Here is a 15,473-nt window from a genome sequence, read left to right as displayed (position 1 = left end):
AGACTTCGCTTTTTGTTGCTGATTCAGGAAACTGAAAAGTCATTTGAGCGGGGTATTCACCACCGGGTTTCGCAGTTACACTCCCTGTGCTGGCGTGGCGGAACGATACGTCGCGGCATCGGTCAAATGGCTATATTAAAGAAAACAGGACAGAGGTCTATGTTCAGGCTGTTGAAGAAAAACCTGGTTGCTACCCTCATCGCTGCGCTGACTATCGGTCAGGTAGCCCCCGCGTTTGCAGATTCCGCAGACACGCTACCGGATATGGGGACCTCAGCAGGAAGCACGCTTTCTATCGGTCAGGAAATGCAAATGGGCGACTATTACGTTCGCCAGTTGCGCGGCAGCGCGCCGTTGATCAACGATCCGCTATTGAGTCAGTACATCAACGCGCTGGGGATGCGTTTAGTCTCTCATGCGGACTCCGTGAAAACGCCGTTCCATTTCTTTTTGATTAACAACGACGAAATCAACGCCTTCGCCTTTTTCGGCGGCAACGTTGTGCTGCATTCCGCGCTCTTTCGCTATTCCGATAACGAAAGTCAGTTAGCCTCGGTGATGGCGCACGAAATTTCCCACGTAACCCAACGCCATCTGGCGCGCGCGATGGAAGATCAAAAGCGCAGCGCTCCGCTGACCTGGGTCGGCGCCTTAGGCTCTATTCTTCTGGCGATGGCCAGCCCACAGGCCGGTATGGCAGCGCTGACCGGTACGCTGGCGGGAACGCGTCAGGGGATGATCAGCTTCACCCAACAAAACGAACAGGAAGCAGACCGAATCGGTATTCAGGTGCTGCAACGTTCAGGATTCGATCCGCAAGCGATGCCGACGTTCCTGGAAAAACTGCTCGACCAGGCGCGCTACTCCACGCGTCCTCCCGAAATTTTGCTGACGCACCCCCTGCCGGAAAGCCGTCTGGCGGATGCCCGCAACCGTGCAAACCAGATGCGCCCGGTGGTAGTGGAATCGTCGGAAGATTTTTATCTGGCGAAGGCGCGTACGCTGGGGATGTACAATTCTGGCCGTAATCAGCTTACCAGCGACCTGCTCGACGCATGGGAAAAAGGAAACGTGCGCCAACAGCGTGCGGCGCAATATGGCCGGGCGCTACAGGCAATGGAAGCCAGCAAGTACGACGAAGCTCGCAAAGCGCTGCAACCGTTGCTGACGGCTGAACCGAATAACGCGTGGTATCTCGACCTGGCGACCGACATCGATCTGGGGCAGAAGAAAACCAGCGAAGCGATTAACCGTCTGAAAAATGCCCGCGATCTGCGCGCAAACCCGGTATTGCAGCTAAACCTGGCGAATGCTTATTTACAGGGCGGGCAAGCCAGAGAAGCCACGACCATCCTCAATCGCTACACTTTCAACAATAAAGACGACGGCAACGGCTGGGATCTCCTGGCGCAGGCTGAAGCGGCGCTCAATAACCGCGATCAGGAGCTGGCGGCACGCGCCGAAGGCTATGCGCTGGCCGGGCGACTGGATCAGGCGATCTCTATGCTCAGCAGCGCAAGTTCTCAGGTCAAGCTGGGCAGCCAGCAACAGGCGCGTTACGATGCCCGTATCGACCAGCTGCGCCAGTTGCAGGAACGCTTTAAGCCATACACCAAAATGTAGTATTCGTTCTGTTGCCGGGTGGCGACGCTATCGCGTTTTATCCGGCCGACAGTTCGCGCGAAAGGAGAAATCATGTCTGATGCAGTAAAAATCTACCACAACCCGCGTTGTTCAAAGAGCCGCGACACGCTGAGCCTGCTGAAATCTAACGGCGTTGAACCGGAAGTGGTGCTTTACCTGGAAACACCTGCCGACGCAGCGACGCTGCGTGAACTGCTGCGTATGTTAGGGATGTCCAGCGCACGCGAACTGATGCGCCAGAAAGAAGATCTCTACAAGTCTCTCAATCTGGCCGACAGCCACCTGAGCGAAGAGGCGCTGATTCAGGCGATGGTGGAAAACCCGAAACTGATGGAGCGACCGATTGTCGTCGCCAACGGTCAGGCGCGTATTGGCCGCCCGCCGGAGCAGGTGCTGGAAATCGTGAGCTAATCCATGCGCCGCAGCGCTTCCAGAAAGTCCTGCGGCGTACAATCCCCCAGTTTTTTCTGTGTCTTACCACGGTTGTAGCATTCACATAAGCGGATAAGCAGCTCGCTGGCAGATTCACTATTTAGCCGGGGAACAATCTCATTCAGCGGTATTGTCACCGGCACCCAACCGGGAATCGTACCGGTTATTTGGCATGACATACCGCGCGTCGCCAGGTGCGTTTTTAGCTGCGGGCATATGCGATCAGAAATATTTGTCTCAATAGATTGTATATCAGCCGGGCAGGTTTCCAGCAATTCATCCAGCCAGACCACGACCCGCTGCGGTGAAATACCCGCATACAGTCGGGCAAAGCACCAGCCGCTCATCGGCTCGCGCGCCCAGAACAAATGATGTTCGCCACCGTCGTCCATATGTAACGAGAGTGGAAGGTGATACAGCGCCAGATGATTCGGCAGCATCCCGGATTTTAACGCTTTTTTCCCTTGTAACGACGCCCGCTGTCGCTGAGGTGTCGCCGGTTTAAGATAACGATTCAACGTCGCGCGCGACACAACAATGCCCAGCACCTCGTTCACCAACAATAAGAGGTCATCCAGCGGCGCACCTGTTGCGTCACGCAAGGCGTTCACCAGAATAACCTGTTCTTGTCTCATCGCTTTGTATATCGTCTTCGGCGTAGTTTGCCCATCACTAACCCGATCACGATGTCGCCATCGCCTCACTGTCGTAACAGAAATCCCAAGCTCGGCGGCAAGCTCTCTGTCGCTTTTTTCAGACTGCTGAAGATAGCGACGAATACGCGGTGTGGTAGTGGCATTGGCGTGCAATTTTATTTCCATCGCAAGAATCCCTGTCGATTTTTAGATAATTAATCTTATGAGATTTATATGCTAATCGCGATCACATTGTGAGCTATTTCACCTTTCGTTCACACGCCTTCGCAGATAATCCTCATGCATAGCACACACAACGTGAGTTAATCTTGTACGGAGTTCACAATGAACAATGTTCTGGGATTTCTTGAAGCAAAACTGATGCCTCTGGCGGCGAAAACCGCTCAGCAGCGGCATCTCGGCGCGATTCGTGGCGCATACGTTTCGTTTATGCCGTTTATTATCGTCGGCTCTATTCTGCTGGTGATCTCTTCGTTTCCGAATCAAAACTATCAGCAGTTTATGTCTCAGGCTTTTGGCGAGAGCTGGGGTGCGATTATTGAGATCCCGTTTAACGCGGTGTTCTCAACGATGTCGCTGTTTATCAGTTTCCTGGTCGCATTTCGTCTGGCGGAACACTACGGCGAAGATCGCATATCCTGCGGCATTCTGGCGCTGGTCTGTTTTCTGATCCTTACACCGTTTATCAAAGTGGCGGAAAGCGGCGGTATTACCGTGATCCCCGTAGAGTGGATTGGCACAAAAGGATTGTTCGTCGCGATGATCGGTTCGCTGCTGTGGACTGAACTTTTCTGCTGGCTAAAGCGTAAAAATCTGGTGATCAAAATGCCAGAAGGTGTGCCACCGGCGGTGCAAGAATCTTTTGCCGCGCTGATCCCCGCCTTACTGGTCATGATACTGGTACTGAGCATTCGCATCTTGTTTGAAAACACCCATTACCAGACCATCCATCAGTTTATTTACGAAGTGGTCGCCACACCGATTCGTCATTACGGCACCTCTTACTTTGGCGCGCTGATGACAGTGTTCAGCATCACTATTTTGTGATCGGTCGGTATTAACTCCGGCTCAATGGTTAACGGCATCATCCGTCCGCTGTGGATGGAAAACCAGACCGACAACATTGCGGCTATTCAGGCTGGCACCACACCCCCACACATCATTACAGAACAGTTTTTTGACATGATTTGGATGGGCGGCGCGGGCGCAACGTTGTCGCTGGTGTTAGCCATGCTTTTCTTTGCACGCAGTAAAAACATGCGGGAAGTGGCGCGGCTCGGTGCCGGAGCGTCTGTGTTCAACATCAACGAACCGATTCTGTTCGGTCTGCCGGTGATAATGAATCCGATAATGCTGATCCCCTTCAACCTGGTGCCGCTGGTGCTGGTCACCATACAGTATACCGCGATGAAGCTCGGCGCGGTCGCCGTCACCACGGGCGTCTTTATTCCGTGGACGCTGCCGCCAGTCATTAGCGGTTTTATCGTTACCGGACATATTAGCGGCAGCGTCATGCAGCTCATTAACCTGCTGATTGGCGCAATGCTGTATCTGCCCTTTATGCGGATCGTCGATAAACAGTACCGCGCGGCGGAACGGGCTGCCGTAACACAGCCCGATGCACCACTTGCAAAACAGGAGTAAACCATGTGGGGAATTATCGCAACCTGGCGAATGGCGCTTGAAGGTGTGGCGGAATCCGCGTCTGCACTGGCTGCGGGAAACCCGGTCGCAATGGCGGTGGTAGACGCCGTCGCAACCGTTGAGGACTTTCCGTTTTATAAATCCGTGGGCTATGGCGGACTGCCTACTGAAAATGGCGAGGTCGAACTGGATGCCGCCTATATGGACGGCGATACCCTGGCGTTTGGGGCGGTCGGGAATCTGGTGGATATTGCCAACCCGGTGCGCGTCGCACATGCGTTAAGCCGCCAGCGCTATAACTGTCTGCTGGTTGGCCAGGGTGCGCGTGAATGGGCACTGAGCCAGGGGTTTGCGGATAAAACCATGCTCACCGACAGAGCCATCCAGCACTATCAAAAACGCTGCCGGGAGACGCTGGATAAAGGCTTAAGTCCATATAACGGCCACGATACGGTCGGCATTATTGGTCTGGATAAACTGGGGTCGATGAGCGTTGCCACCTCCACCAGCGGCCTGTTTATGAAAAAACGCGGCCGCATTGGCGACTCTCCGGTTATTGGTTCCGGCTTCTATTGCGACAGTGAAGTCGGCGCGGCGACGGCAACGGGCGTCGGTGAAGATCTGATGAAAGGCTGCGCCAGCTATGAAATTGTTCGTCGCATGGCGCAGGGGATGACACCGCAACAAGCGGCTGATTCTGTCGTGTTTGAGCTGGAAGATAAATTGATGTCGCGATTTGGTCGCACAGGCGACCTCTCGGTGGTCTGCATGAACCGTAAAGGCGAGTTTGGCGCAGCCACTAACATCAAAACATTCTCGTTCGTTGTCGCTACCGCACGCCAACCGCTCACCGTATTTCGCGCCGAACGCCAGCACGAGAAGACCCATTATCACCCCGTCGATGAAGAATGGATGCAAGACTATGCCGCACGGATACGTGCTCCAGTCGAGGAAGAGAAATGATTTCATACCAACTGATTTGCTCACCAGCAGAGGTTCAACCACAAGGCCATCTTATCGCACCTCCTGGCTGTTCGTTATTGCGGGATTCCGCTCTGCTCGCGGAAATGCACGTACTGGCGCAAGATAAAGTAGCGGATACCCGCTTTGGCTGCGCGCCTTTTACGCGAATTACCCTGTTGCCTGATGCGCTCTGGCAGGACAGCCTGACCGAAGGTTTACTCAATGCGATACGACCGCTGCTGGCCTCGCCAGTCAGCGAAAATGTGCTGATTGATGTCACCGAAATAAATGACACTGTACTGGCGCTGCTGCTGCGTTTTCTGTTCAATCAGGCGTATACGCTCAATGATTTACAATTGAAAAAAACGGATGCCACCGCCACTCGCATCCGCCATATCACCGCGTTCTGCCAGCCAGAACAATACGAGAAACGTGAAAAAATGTTCAGGCAGCAGCAGGCCATTGCCAACGGCATGGTCGCTGCAAGGCGGCTGGCGGATACCCCCTCCGATTGCTGTACGCCGCAGTTCGTGGTCAATGAGGCACAAACCCTGTGCGCCTCTTTTCCTGCGCTGCACTGTGAAGTCCTTGATGAACAACAAATTGTTGAACAAGGCCTCGGACTGCTCCATGCAGTTGGCAAAGGAGCGACCTGTCCACCGCGTTTGCTTGCCATTCATTACAACGGCATAAGTGACGGCCCGGTACGCTGCTATATAGGTAAAGGGATAACGTTTGATACCGGTGGCCTGTGGTTGAAAGAGGGCGCGGGTATGTACACCATGAAATATGACATGTGTGGCGCAGCCAACGTGTTGGGACTGCTCCTGACGGTTGCGGAGTTAAAACTGCCCGTACGCATAATGGGCGTACTGGCGCTGGCTGAAAACGCGATCGGCCCGAACGCAATGCAGCCTGGCAGCGTTGCTCGCGCCTGCAACGGTATGACAGTGGAAATCAATAACACCGACGCCGAAGGACGGCTGGTGCTGGCCGACGCCATTGCATGGACGAGCCAACGACAGCCGCAGGCCCGTTATATCATCGACATGGCAACCTTGACCGGTGCGGTGGTGAAAGCGCTTGGCTACGAACTCAGCGGGCTGATGACTCAGGACGATGCGTTAAGACAGGCGCTAACAGAGGCAGGACGGCAGAGCGGAGATGAAGTCTGGTCTTTACCTCTGGATGCACGACTGAAAAAGCAGACCGAAAGCGCCATAGCCGATCTCTGTAATACGCCGACGAACAATGCGGCAATCAGCGCTTCCGCAGCCTGGTTACTGCATCATTTTTGCCCGTCGGATATCCCGTGGGCACATCTGGACATTAGCGGTACGGCGCTATGGCGAGAAAACGGCAGAAGCGTCGCATCCGGCAGGCCGATTCCACTGCTGGTTGAGCACTTACTGGAAGATATTGCCTGAGTTTTTTGCCCGGCCACCGGGCAAAAACGACAGCGTTACAGCGTCAGAATCTCTTTAACGAACGGAATGGTGAGTTTACGCTGTGCGGTGATTGAGGCGTGATCGAGCTGATCCAGCGTAATAAATAGCGTACGCATCTCGCGATCCAGCCGCTTCAACAGAAAACGCCCGACATCTTCCGGCAGTTCAAACCCACGCAGTCTGGCGCGCAGTTGTAACGCCTGGAGTTTGTCTTCATCAGAGAGCGGTTGCAGCTTGTAGATTTGCCCCCAGTCCAGACGAGAAGCCAGATCGGGTAATCCCAGCTTTAGCTGACGTGGAGGACGATCGCCGGTGATCAGCAGGCGCGTTTTTCCCGACTCAAGGATGCGGTTATAGAGATCAAAGATCGCCATTTCCCACAGTTCATCTCCGGCGACACATTCAATATTGTCAATACACACCAGCGACAAATGCTCCATGCCGTCAAGCACTTCCGGTACAAACCAGGTGCGCTTATCCAGCGGCACATAGCCTACCGCGTCGCCGCGTTGCGACAGTTCAGCACACGCCGCGTGCAGCAGATGGCTACGGCCCGCGCCTTCACGCGACCAGAGATAAATATATCCGCTATGTTCCTGACGCAGCACGTTTTGCAGTGCAGCCAGTAAAGAGGCGTTATCCCCCGGCCAGAAACTTGCGAAAGTTTCGTCGTCAGGAAGATAAAGTGGCAGAGAGAGCTGTGCCGGAGTGTTCAGAGATACCTCAATCCAGGATTCCATAAAATCGCGATGAGTTTACCACAGAATTCCATCACGATAGAACCGGGCAGCAAGCACTGCCCGGTTTCAGGATTATTGCTGCGGCGTATCCGCGTCTTTCGCATCCAGCACCACTTCTTCCGGGCGCAGGACGCTGATCAGTTTGAAGATCAGGCTCAGGCCGATCCCAACAATGGTCGCCAGCGCCATTCCTTTCAGTTCAGCCGCGCCAATATGCACTTTCGCGCCGCTGACGCCGATGATCAAAATCACCGAGGTCAGGATCAGGTTCTGCGCTTTGTTGTAATCGACTTTTGATTCAATCAATACGCGAATACCGGATGCGCCGATCACGCCGTACAACAGCAGCGATACGCCGCCCATTACCGGCAGAGGGATTATCTGAATCGCAGCGGCCAGTTTACCCACGCAGGAGAGCAGAATGGCAAAAATCGCCGCGCCGCCGATAACCCAGGTGCTGTACACGCGGGTGATCGCCATAACACCGATGTTTTCACCGTAGGTGGTGTTCGGCGTAGAACCGAAGAACCCGGAAATCATCGTTGATAACCCGTTGGCAAACATCGAACGATGCAGGCCAGGGTCACGAACCAGATCCTTTTTAACGATGTTCGCCGTCACGACCAGGTGGCCTACGTGTTCGGCAATCACCACCAGCGCCGCTGGCAGGATTGTCAGAATGGCAAACCATTCAAAGCGCGGCGTATAGAACGTCGGCAGCGCGAACCAGTGCGCTTCGGCAATTGGCGCGGTATCCACCACTCCCATTGCAAATGACAGCGCATAGCCTGCCAGCACGCCGATCAGGATCGGGATAATGGCCAGGAAACCCCGGAACAGCACGGAGCCAAAGACCGTCACCGCCAGGGTCACAAGGGAGATGGTAATGGTTTTGGTATCCGGGGATTGCCCTTCAGCAGGCAGCAACCCGGCCATACCCGCAGCCACGCCCGCCAGTTCCAGACCGATAACGGCAACGATTGCGCCCATCGCCGCAGGCGGGAACATCACGTCCAGCCAGCCGGTTCCGGCTTTCTTCACGATAAAAGAGACCAGGCAGAACAGCACGCCGCACATGATAAAACCACCCAGCGCCACTTCATACCCCAGCGGCAACAGCAGCAGAACCGGCGAAATAAAGGCAAAGCTCGACCCTAAATATGCAGGGATTTTACCTTTACAAATAAAGAGATACAGCAACGTACCGATGCCGTTAAACAGCAGAACGGTAGCCGGGTTAATATGAAACAGGACTGGCACCAGCACGGTTGCGCCAAACATGGCGAACAAATGCTGCAAACTAAGCGGGATTGTCTGTAAAAGCGGCGGTCTTTCACTTACCCCGATAGCACGGCGCGTCATAGTGTTTTCCTCTGAGTGTTGTATGTTATGGGTGTTTTATTCAAAAAAAAGCCGACTCTTAAAGTCGGCTCTTTATTATTCATTCACTTACTTCGTACCAAAGATCTTATCGCCGGCATCGCCGAGGCCCGGAATAATGTATCCGTGCTCGTTAAGTCCCTTATCAATCGATGCGGTGTACAGCTCAACATCCGGGTGCGCTTTCTCCAGCGCCGCAATGCCTTCCGGCGCAGCAACCAGCACCAGCACTTTAATGCTGTGGCAGCCTGCATTTTTCAGCAGATCGATCGTCGCAATCATTGAACCACCGGTTGCCAGCATCGGGTCAACCACCAGCGCCATACGCTCATCGATGTTGGATACCAGTTTCTGGAAGTACGGAACGGGCTCCAGCGTTTCTTCGTTACGGTAGATACCCACCACGCTGATACGCGCGCTCGGCACATGCTCCAGGACGCCTTCCATCATGCCCAGACCGGCACGCAGGATAGGAACCACGGTGATTTTTTTACCTTTGATTTGTTCGATTTCAACCGGGCCATTCCAGCCGTCGATGGTTACCGTTTCGGTTTCCAGGTCTGCGGTCGCTTCATAGGTCAGCAGGCTGCCTACTTCCGAGGCGAGTTCACGAAAGCGTTTGGTGCTAATGTCGTTTTCACGCATCAGACCCAGCTTGTGTTTGACGAGTGGGTGTTTGACTTCCACGATCTTCATACTCTTCTCCTTTCCTCAGACGAGTGGCAACCACAAAAAAAATCGCCGGATTATACCGCTTTTCCTCTCTGGCGCAACACAACGTATGCTTGACATGGATCAACCAAAGTGACATACGTCTGGAGAATGAGTATAAAACACGCCCCGCACAGATGGCGGGGCTGAATAACAACATATTGAATCTTAAATATTTTCTCCGTTGTTTTTAATCACATTTTGATACCAGGCAAAAGATTTCTTCGGATGGCGCGCTAACGTCCCGCTGCCGTCATTATTTTTATCGACATAGATAAAGCCATAACGTTTTTTCATCTCGCCCGTCCCCGCCGACACCAAATCAATGCAGCCCCACGGGGTGTAGCCCATCAAATCAACGCCATCTTCCACAACGGCTTTTTTCATTTCACGAATGTGCGCTGCGAGATAGTCGATACGGTACCGATCGTCAACGGAACCATCTGCCTGCTGAATATCTATCGCCCCAAAGCCGTTCTCGACAATAAACAACGGTAGCTGGTAGTGATCCCAGAACCAGTTGAGCGAGTAGCGTAACCCCACAGGATCGATCTGCCAGCCCCAGTCCGACTTCTGCACATACGGATTGGAGACCAGACTTTTCGTTTCGTCGTAATCGAGCTGTGGGTTATCTGCGGTCGCTTTCGTGGCAAAAGACATGTAATAGCTGAAACCGATATAGTCCACACAGCCCTGTAACAGCGCCGCGCGATCTTCATCGGTGATATCCAGCGCAAAGCCCCGACGCGCAAAGTAGTTGAGGATATGCTGCGGATATTTCCCGCGCACATGCACATCCGTAAACCAGTAGCGACGGTGCATCGCGTTCATCGCCATCATCATATCGTCCGGCGCGCAGGTCAGCGGATAGATCGGACACATGGCGATCATGCAGCCAACCTGCAATGCCGGGTTGATCTCCCGCGCCGCTTTCACCGCCAGCGCGCTGGCGACCAGCTCATAGTGCGCCGCCTGATACATCACCGGTTCACGATCTTCGCCCGGCAGGTATTTCAGCCCCGAGTTGGTGAACGGCGCGAAATCTTCGTGATAATTGGCCTGGTTGTTGATCTCATTGAAGGTCATCCAGTATTTCACTTTGTGCTGATAGCGGGTAAATACCACTTTCGCGAAGCGCACGAAGAAATCGATCAGCTTACGGTTACGCCAGCCGCCATATTCCGTGACCAGATGGTAAGGCATTTCAAAATGCGACAGCGTAATCACCGGCTCAATACCGTACTTCAGGCATTCATCAAACAAGGCGTCATAAAACTGCAAACCCGCTTCATTCGGCTGTAATTCATCCCCTTGCGGGAAAATGCGCGTCCAGGCGATAGAGGTGCGAAAACATTTAAAGCCCATCTCAGCAAAGAGCTTAATATCGTCTTTGTAGCGGTGATAGAAATCGATAGCCTCATGGTTAGGGTAATTTTTCCCGGCGATCACACCGTCGGTAATTTCCCGCGGAACGCCATGCGCACCGGCGGTCATCACATCCGCCACGCTAATCCCCTTTCCGCCTTCCTGCCAGCCGCCTTCTAACTGGTGAGCGGCAACGGCGCCGCCCCACATGAAATTCGCTTTAAATCCAGACATACGTTTCCCTCATTGTAATTGCAATGTTAACGCCGCTACGCTGACAACCCGAAGCAAAACAGAAACCGGTTTCAGTACGATACTGTGCATAACTGGCGCAGGTTTCAAGCACGGCAATGAACCCGGTTTCATTTTCGTGGAGCAGTTCAAACAAATGGGTACACAACGGTAAAACGCTGAAAAATTCGGCAGATAAAAACGGATGCAGAGCAGGCTCGCAAACGTTTGCTTTCCCTGTTAGAATTGCGCCGAATTTAATTTTCACCGCAAGTAACGCGTGGGGACCTAAGCAGTGACCGACAAAACCTCTCTTAGCTATAAAGATGCCGGTGTTGATATTGACGCTGGTAATGCTCTGGTTGATCGAATCAAAGGCGTAGTGAAGAAAACTCGCCGCCCGGAAGTCATGGGTGGTTTGGGTGGCTTCGGCGCGCTGTGCGCATTGCCGCAAAAATATCGTGAGCCTGTACTGGTTTCCGGCACTGACGGCGTAGGGACAAAACTGCGTCTGGCGATGGATCTGAAACGCCACGACACCATCGGGATCGACCTGGTGGCGATGTGCGTCAACGATCTGGTCGTTCAGGGCGCGGAGCCGCTGTTCTTCCTGGATTACTACGCGACCGGCAAGCTGGACGTCGATACTGCCGCCAGCGTGATCAACGGTATTGCCGAAGGTTGTCTGCAATCAGGCTGCGCGCTGGTCGGCGGCGAAACCGCTGAAATGCCAGGGATGTATCATGGCGAAGATTACGATGTCGCCGGTTTCTGCGTCGGCGTGGTGGAAAAATCAGAAATTATCGACGGTTCCAAAGTGGCCGATGGCGATGTGCTGATTGCCCTTGGCTCCAGCGGCCCGCACTCCAACGGCTATTCTCTGGTACGCAAGATCGTTGAAGTCAGCGGCTGCGACCCGGAAAACACCGAGCTGGAAGGCAAACCGTTAGCCGATCACCTGCTGGCGCCAACCCGCATTTATGTGAAGTCCATTCTGGAACTGATTGAAAAAGTCGATGTGCACGCCATCGCCCACCTGACCGGCGGCGGTTTCTGGGAAAATATTCCTCGCGTATTGCCGGATAACACCCAGGCGGTGATTGACGAATCTTCCTGGCAATGGCCAGCCGTCTTCAACTGGCTGCAAACCGCAGGCAACGTCAGCCAGCATGAAATGTATCGCACCTTCAACTGCGGCGTCGGGATGGTGATCGCCCTGCCGGAAGCGGAAGTGGATAACGCCCTCGCCCTGCTGAAAGCAAAAGGTGAAAACGCCTGGAAAATCGGTATCATTAAAGCCTCTGATTCCGAACAGCGCGTGGTTATTCAATGATGAATCTTGTGGTGCTTATTTCCGGCAACGGAAGCAATTTGCAGGCGATTATCGATGCCTGCAAAGAGAAAAGAATCAAAGGCACCCTTCGGGCAGTATTCAGCAACAAGGCCGACGCGTTCGGCCTTGAACGCGCGCGTGAGGCCGGAATTCCGGCACATGCGTTAACGGCCGATCAATTCGCCAGCCGTGAAGCGTTTGACCGCGAACTGATGCGTGAAATAGACGCTTACGCCCCCGATCTCGTGGTGCTGGCGGGCTATATGCGCATCCTGAGCCCCGCGTTCGTCGCCCACTATGAGGGGCGTCTACTCAATATTCACCCTTCCCTGCTGCCAAAATACCCGGGGTTGCATACGCACCGTCAGGCGCTGGAAAACGGCGATGAAGAACACGGAACCTCTGTCCATTTTGTTACCGATGAACTCGACGGCGGCCCGGTTATCCTGCAAGCGAAGATTCCGGTCTTTGAAGGCGACAGCGAAGATGAAATTACGGCCCGCGTTCAGACGCAGGAACACGCTATCTATCCGCTGGTCATCAGTTGGTTTGTGGATGGCCGTCTGGAAATGCGTGATAACGCCGCCTGGCTGGATGGCAATCGCCTGCCGCCGCAAGGCTATGCCGCCGAGTAATAACATTCCTTCGCAGGACGGCGCCATCAGGCAATCCAACGTTTCAATGCCGGGTGGCGCGTCAACGCTTTATCCGGCCTACGCCTCAGGAATTCCCCTCATCTCTTTGCTTATCTGACGGTTTATTGTCATATTTTTCTGGCACAGTTGGACATCTGAGCGCAATGCTCGCCATAATAATCAGGCAGTGTCCCGTGAATAAAACGGAGTGTGAGTTGTAATGGGTCAGGAAAAACTATACATCGAGAAAGAGCTAAGTTGGTTAGCGTTCAACGAACGCGTGCTCCAGGAAGCTGCGGATAAATCAAATCCGCTTATTGAACGCATGCGCTTCCTGGGCATCTATTCCAATAACCTTGACGAGTTCTATAAAGTTCGTTTCGCCGAACTGAAACGTCGCATCATAATCAGCGAAGAACAGGGTTCTAATTCTCATTCTCGCCATCTGCTAGGTAAGATCCAGTCCCGGGTACTAAAAGCCGACCAGGAATTCGACAGCCTGTACAACGAATTGCTGCTGGAAATGGCGCGTAATCAGATCTTCTTAATCAACGAACGCCAACTGTCGGCCAACCAGCAAAGCTGGCTGCGGCATTATTTTAAACATTACTTACGCCAACACATCACGCCAATTCTGATCAATCGCGAAACGGATTTAGTTCAGTTTCTGAAAGATGATTACACCTATCTGGCCGTAGAGATTATTCGCGGCGATGCTATCCGCTACGCGCTGCTGGAAATTCCATCCGACAAAGTGCCGCGTTTTGTGAATCTGCCGCCGGAAGCGCCGCGTCGCCGTAAGCCGATGATCCTGCTGGATAACATTTTGCGCTACTGCCTGGACGACATCTTCAAAGGCTTCTTTGACTACGACGCGCTGAATGCCTACTCAATGAAGATGACCCGTGATGCCGAATACGATTTGGTGCACGAGATGGAATCAAGCCTGATGGAGCTGATGTCCTCCAGCCTGAAACAACGCCTGACCGCCGAGCCGGTGCGTTTTGTTTATCAGCGCGATATGCCAAACGCGCTGGTGGAAGTGCTGCGTGAAAAGCTGACCATCTCCCGCTACGACTCCATCGTACCCGGCGGCCGGTATCACAACTTCAAAGACTTCATTAGCTTCCCCAACGTGGGCAAAGCCAATCTGGTGAACAAGCCGCTGCCGCGACTGCGCCATCTCTGGTTTGATAAAGAGAAGTTCCGCAACGGGTTCGACGCCATTCGCGAGCGCGACGTTCTGCTCTATTATCCGTACCACACTTTCGAACATGTGCTGGAATTGCTGCGCCAGGCCTCCTTTGACCCCAGCGTGCTGGCGATCAAAATCAACATCTACCGTGTGGCGAAGGATTCACGCATCATCGACTCGATGATTCACGCCGCCCATAACGGCAAGAAAGTCACCGTGGTGGTGGAATTGCAGGCGCGATTCGATGAAGAGGCGAATATCCACTGGGCGAAGCGGCTGACCGAAGCAGGCGTACATGTGATCTTCTCGGCGCCAGGCCTAAAAATTCACGCCAAACTGTTCCTCATCTCGCGTAAAGAAGGCGATGAGGTGGTGCGTTATGCGCACATCGGCACAGGGAACTTCAACGAAAAAACGGCACGCCTGTACACCGACTATTCCTTACTGACCGCCGATGCGCGTATCACGAACGAAGTCCGTCGCGTGTTCAACTTTATCGAGAACCCTTACCGCCCGGTGACGTTCGACTATTTGCTGGTCTCTCCGCAGAACTCACGACGCCTGCTGTACGAGATGATCGATAAAGAAATCGCCAACGCCCAGCAAGGTCTCCCCTCCGGCATTACGCTGAAGCTGAATAACCTGGTGGACAAGGGGCTGGTCGACCGTCTGTACGCCGCATCCAGCTCGGGTGTGCCGGTCAATCTGCTGGTTCGTGGGATGTGTTCGCTGATTCCAAATCTGGAAGGCATTAGCGACAATATCCGCGTGATCAGTATCGTGGATCGTTATCTCGAACATGACCGGGTTTATATTTTTACCAACGGCGGCGACAAGCAGGTGTATCTTTCCTCCGCTGACTGGATGACGAGAAATATCGATTACCGTATCGAAGTTGCTGCGCCGCTGCTCGACCCGTGTCTTAAGCAACGCGTGCTGGATATTATTGACATCCTGTTTAGCGACACGGTAAAAGCCCGCTACATAGATAAAGAACTGAGTAATCGCTACGTGCCGCGCGGAAATCGTCGCAAGGTGCAGTCGCAACTGGCGATTTACGACTACATCAAATCACTCGAGCAACCTGACTAACGCT

At 53.6% G+C, this 15,473-nt stretch carries 13 protein-coding genes and 1 pseudogene; 8 read left to right on the top strand and 6 right to left on the bottom strand.

Annotated features, from left to right (window positions below; translation table 11 throughout):
* Window positions 1-159 precede the first annotated feature (159 nt).
* Window positions 160-1,623: a beta-barrel assembly-enhancing protease gene (gene bepA / locus CKO_RS01360; RefSeq protein ID WP_024130125.1), complete on the top strand. Its 1,464-nt coding sequence runs from the start codon at window positions 160-162 to the stop codon at window positions 1,621-1,623.
* Window positions 1,624-1,695: 72 nt separating this feature from the next.
* The gene (gene arsC, locus CKO_RS01355) at window positions 1,696-2,055 is read left to right on the top strand and encodes an arsenate reductase (glutaredoxin) (RefSeq protein WP_012131294.1); all 360 of its coding nucleotides are present in this window, start codon (window positions 1,696-1,698) and stop codon (window positions 2,053-2,055) included.
* Here arsC and CKO_RS01350 read toward each other — a convergent pair.
* Window positions 2,052-2,897, bottom strand: coding sequence for a helix-turn-helix domain-containing protein (locus tag CKO_RS01350; protein WP_012131293.1), 846 nt, complete (start codon window positions 2,895-2,897; stop codon window positions 2,052-2,054). The two genes, arsC and CKO_RS01350, sit on opposite strands and share 4 nt — an antisense overlap.
* Before the next feature lie 159 nt (window positions 2,898-3,056).
* Here CKO_RS01350 and celB point away from each other — a divergent pair.
* The 3 genes and pseudogenes from celB to CKO_RS01335 all read left to right on the top strand — a co-directional run bounded on the left by celB (window position 3,057) and on the right by CKO_RS01335 (window position 6,766).
* Window positions 3,057-4,376, top strand: a pseudogene (gene celB, locus CKO_RS01345) (PTS cellobiose transporter subunit IIC).
* Window positions 4,377-4,379: 3 nt separating this feature from the next.
* Entirely contained in the window at window positions 4,380-5,339 is a 960-nt protein-coding gene (locus CKO_RS01340) for a glycosylasparaginase (RefSeq protein WP_012131290.1), read from the top strand.
* Window positions 5,336-6,766, top strand: coding sequence for a leucyl aminopeptidase family protein (locus CKO_RS01335; RefSeq protein ID WP_024130124.1), 1,431 nt, complete (start codon window positions 5,336-5,338; stop codon window positions 6,764-6,766). The genes CKO_RS01340 and CKO_RS01335 overlap by 4 nt, the downstream gene beginning before the upstream one ends.
* A 35-nt stretch (window positions 6,767-6,801) precedes the next feature.
* Here CKO_RS01335 and CKO_RS01330 read toward each other — a convergent pair whose 3' ends face one another.
* The 5 genes from CKO_RS01330 to CKO_RS01310 all read right to left on the bottom strand — a co-directional run bounded on the left by CKO_RS01330 (window position 6,802) and on the right by CKO_RS01310 (window position 11,482).
* Complete coding sequence (locus tag CKO_RS01330) at window positions 6,802-7,503, bottom strand: DnaA inactivator Hda (protein WP_213164963.1); 702 nt, start codon at window positions 7,501-7,503, stop codon at window positions 6,802-6,804.
* Between the two features lie 96 nt (window positions 7,504-7,599).
* On the bottom strand, window positions 7,600-8,889 hold the full coding sequence (gene uraA, locus CKO_RS01325; RefSeq protein ID WP_012131287.1) for a uracil permease: 1,290 nt from the start codon (window positions 8,887-8,889) through the stop codon (window positions 7,600-7,602).
* Between the two features lie 87 nt (window positions 8,890-8,976).
* Window positions 8,977-9,603, bottom strand: coding sequence for a uracil phosphoribosyltransferase (gene upp / locus CKO_RS01320; protein ID WP_012131286.1), 627 nt, complete (start codon window positions 9,601-9,603; stop codon window positions 8,977-8,979).
* 183 nt (window positions 9,604-9,786) lie between these two features.
* Complete coding sequence (locus CKO_RS01315) at window positions 9,787-11,217, bottom strand: 6-phospho-beta-glucosidase (protein ID WP_012131285.1); 1,431 nt, start codon at window positions 11,215-11,217, stop codon at window positions 9,787-9,789.
* Complete coding sequence (locus CKO_RS01310) at window positions 11,204-11,482, bottom strand: hypothetical protein (protein WP_024130123.1); 279 nt, start codon at window positions 11,480-11,482, stop codon at window positions 11,204-11,206. Before CKO_RS01310 ends, CKO_RS01315 begins: the two co-directional genes overlap by 14 nt.
* A 27-nt stretch (window positions 11,483-11,509) precedes the next feature.
* On the opposite strand from CKO_RS01310, the gene purM reads away from it, so the two are divergent.
* From purM to ppk1, 3 genes are all read left to right on the top strand, one after another.
* Complete coding sequence (gene purM, locus CKO_RS01305) at window positions 11,510-12,547, top strand: phosphoribosylformylglycinamidine cyclo-ligase (protein WP_024130122.1); 1,038 nt, start codon at window positions 11,510-11,512, stop codon at window positions 12,545-12,547.
* Complete coding sequence (gene purN, locus CKO_RS01300; protein ID WP_024130121.1) at window positions 12,547-13,182, top strand: phosphoribosylglycinamide formyltransferase; 636 nt, start codon at window positions 12,547-12,549, stop codon at window positions 13,180-13,182. The genes purM and purN overlap by 1 nt, the downstream gene beginning before the upstream one ends.
* A gap of 220 nt (window positions 13,183-13,402) precedes the next feature.
* On the top strand, window positions 13,403-15,469 hold the full coding sequence (ppk1, locus tag CKO_RS01295; RefSeq protein ID WP_012131280.1) for a polyphosphate kinase 1: 2,067 nt from the start codon (window positions 13,403-13,405) through the stop codon (window positions 15,467-15,469).
* Window positions 15,470-15,473: the final 4 nt, after the last annotated feature.

Source organism: Citrobacter koseri ATCC BAA-895, from assembly GCF_000018045.1.
In the GTDB taxonomy this organism is placed as follows: Bacteria; Pseudomonadota; Gammaproteobacteria; order Enterobacterales; family Enterobacteriaceae; genus Citrobacter_B; species Citrobacter_B koseri.
This window is presented reverse-complemented; position numbering and strand designations above follow the sequence as displayed.

What these genes read in the sequence shown, in the direction of transcription:
- bepA (WP_024130125.1), top strand. Translation starts at nt 160, where the DNA reads ATGTTCAGGCTGTTGAAGAAAAACCTGGTTGCTACCCTCATCGCTGCG.
- arsC (WP_012131294.1), top strand. Translation starts at nt 1,696, where the DNA reads ATGTCTGATGCAGTAAAAATCTACCACAACCCGCGTTGTTCAAAGAGC.
- CKO_RS01350 (WP_012131293.1), bottom strand. Translation starts at nt 2,897, where the DNA reads ATGGAAATAAAATTGCACGCCAATGCCACTACCACACCGCGTATTCGT.
- CKO_RS01340 (WP_012131290.1), top strand. Translation starts at nt 4,380, where the DNA reads ATGTGGGGAATTATCGCAACCTGGCGAATGGCGCTTGAAGGTGTGGCG.
- CKO_RS01335 (WP_024130124.1), top strand. Translation starts at nt 5,336, where the DNA reads ATGATTTCATACCAACTGATTTGCTCACCAGCAGAGGTTCAACCACAA.
- uraA (WP_012131287.1), bottom strand. Translation starts at nt 8,889, where the DNA reads ATGACGCGCCGTGCTATCGGGGTAAGTGAAAGACCGCCGCTTTTACAG.
- upp (WP_012131286.1), bottom strand. Translation starts at nt 9,603, where the DNA reads ATGAAGATCGTGGAAGTCAAACACCCACTCGTCAAACACAAGCTGGGT.
- CKO_RS01315 (WP_012131285.1), bottom strand. Translation starts at nt 11,217, where the DNA reads ATGTCTGGATTTAAAGCGAATTTCATGTGGGGCGGCGCCGTTGCCGCT.
- purN (WP_024130121.1), top strand. Translation starts at nt 12,547, where the DNA reads ATGAATCTTGTGGTGCTTATTTCCGGCAACGGAAGCAATTTGCAGGCG.
- ppk1 (WP_012131280.1), top strand. Translation starts at nt 13,403, where the DNA reads ATGGGTCAGGAAAAACTATACATCGAGAAAGAGCTAAGTTGGTTAGCG.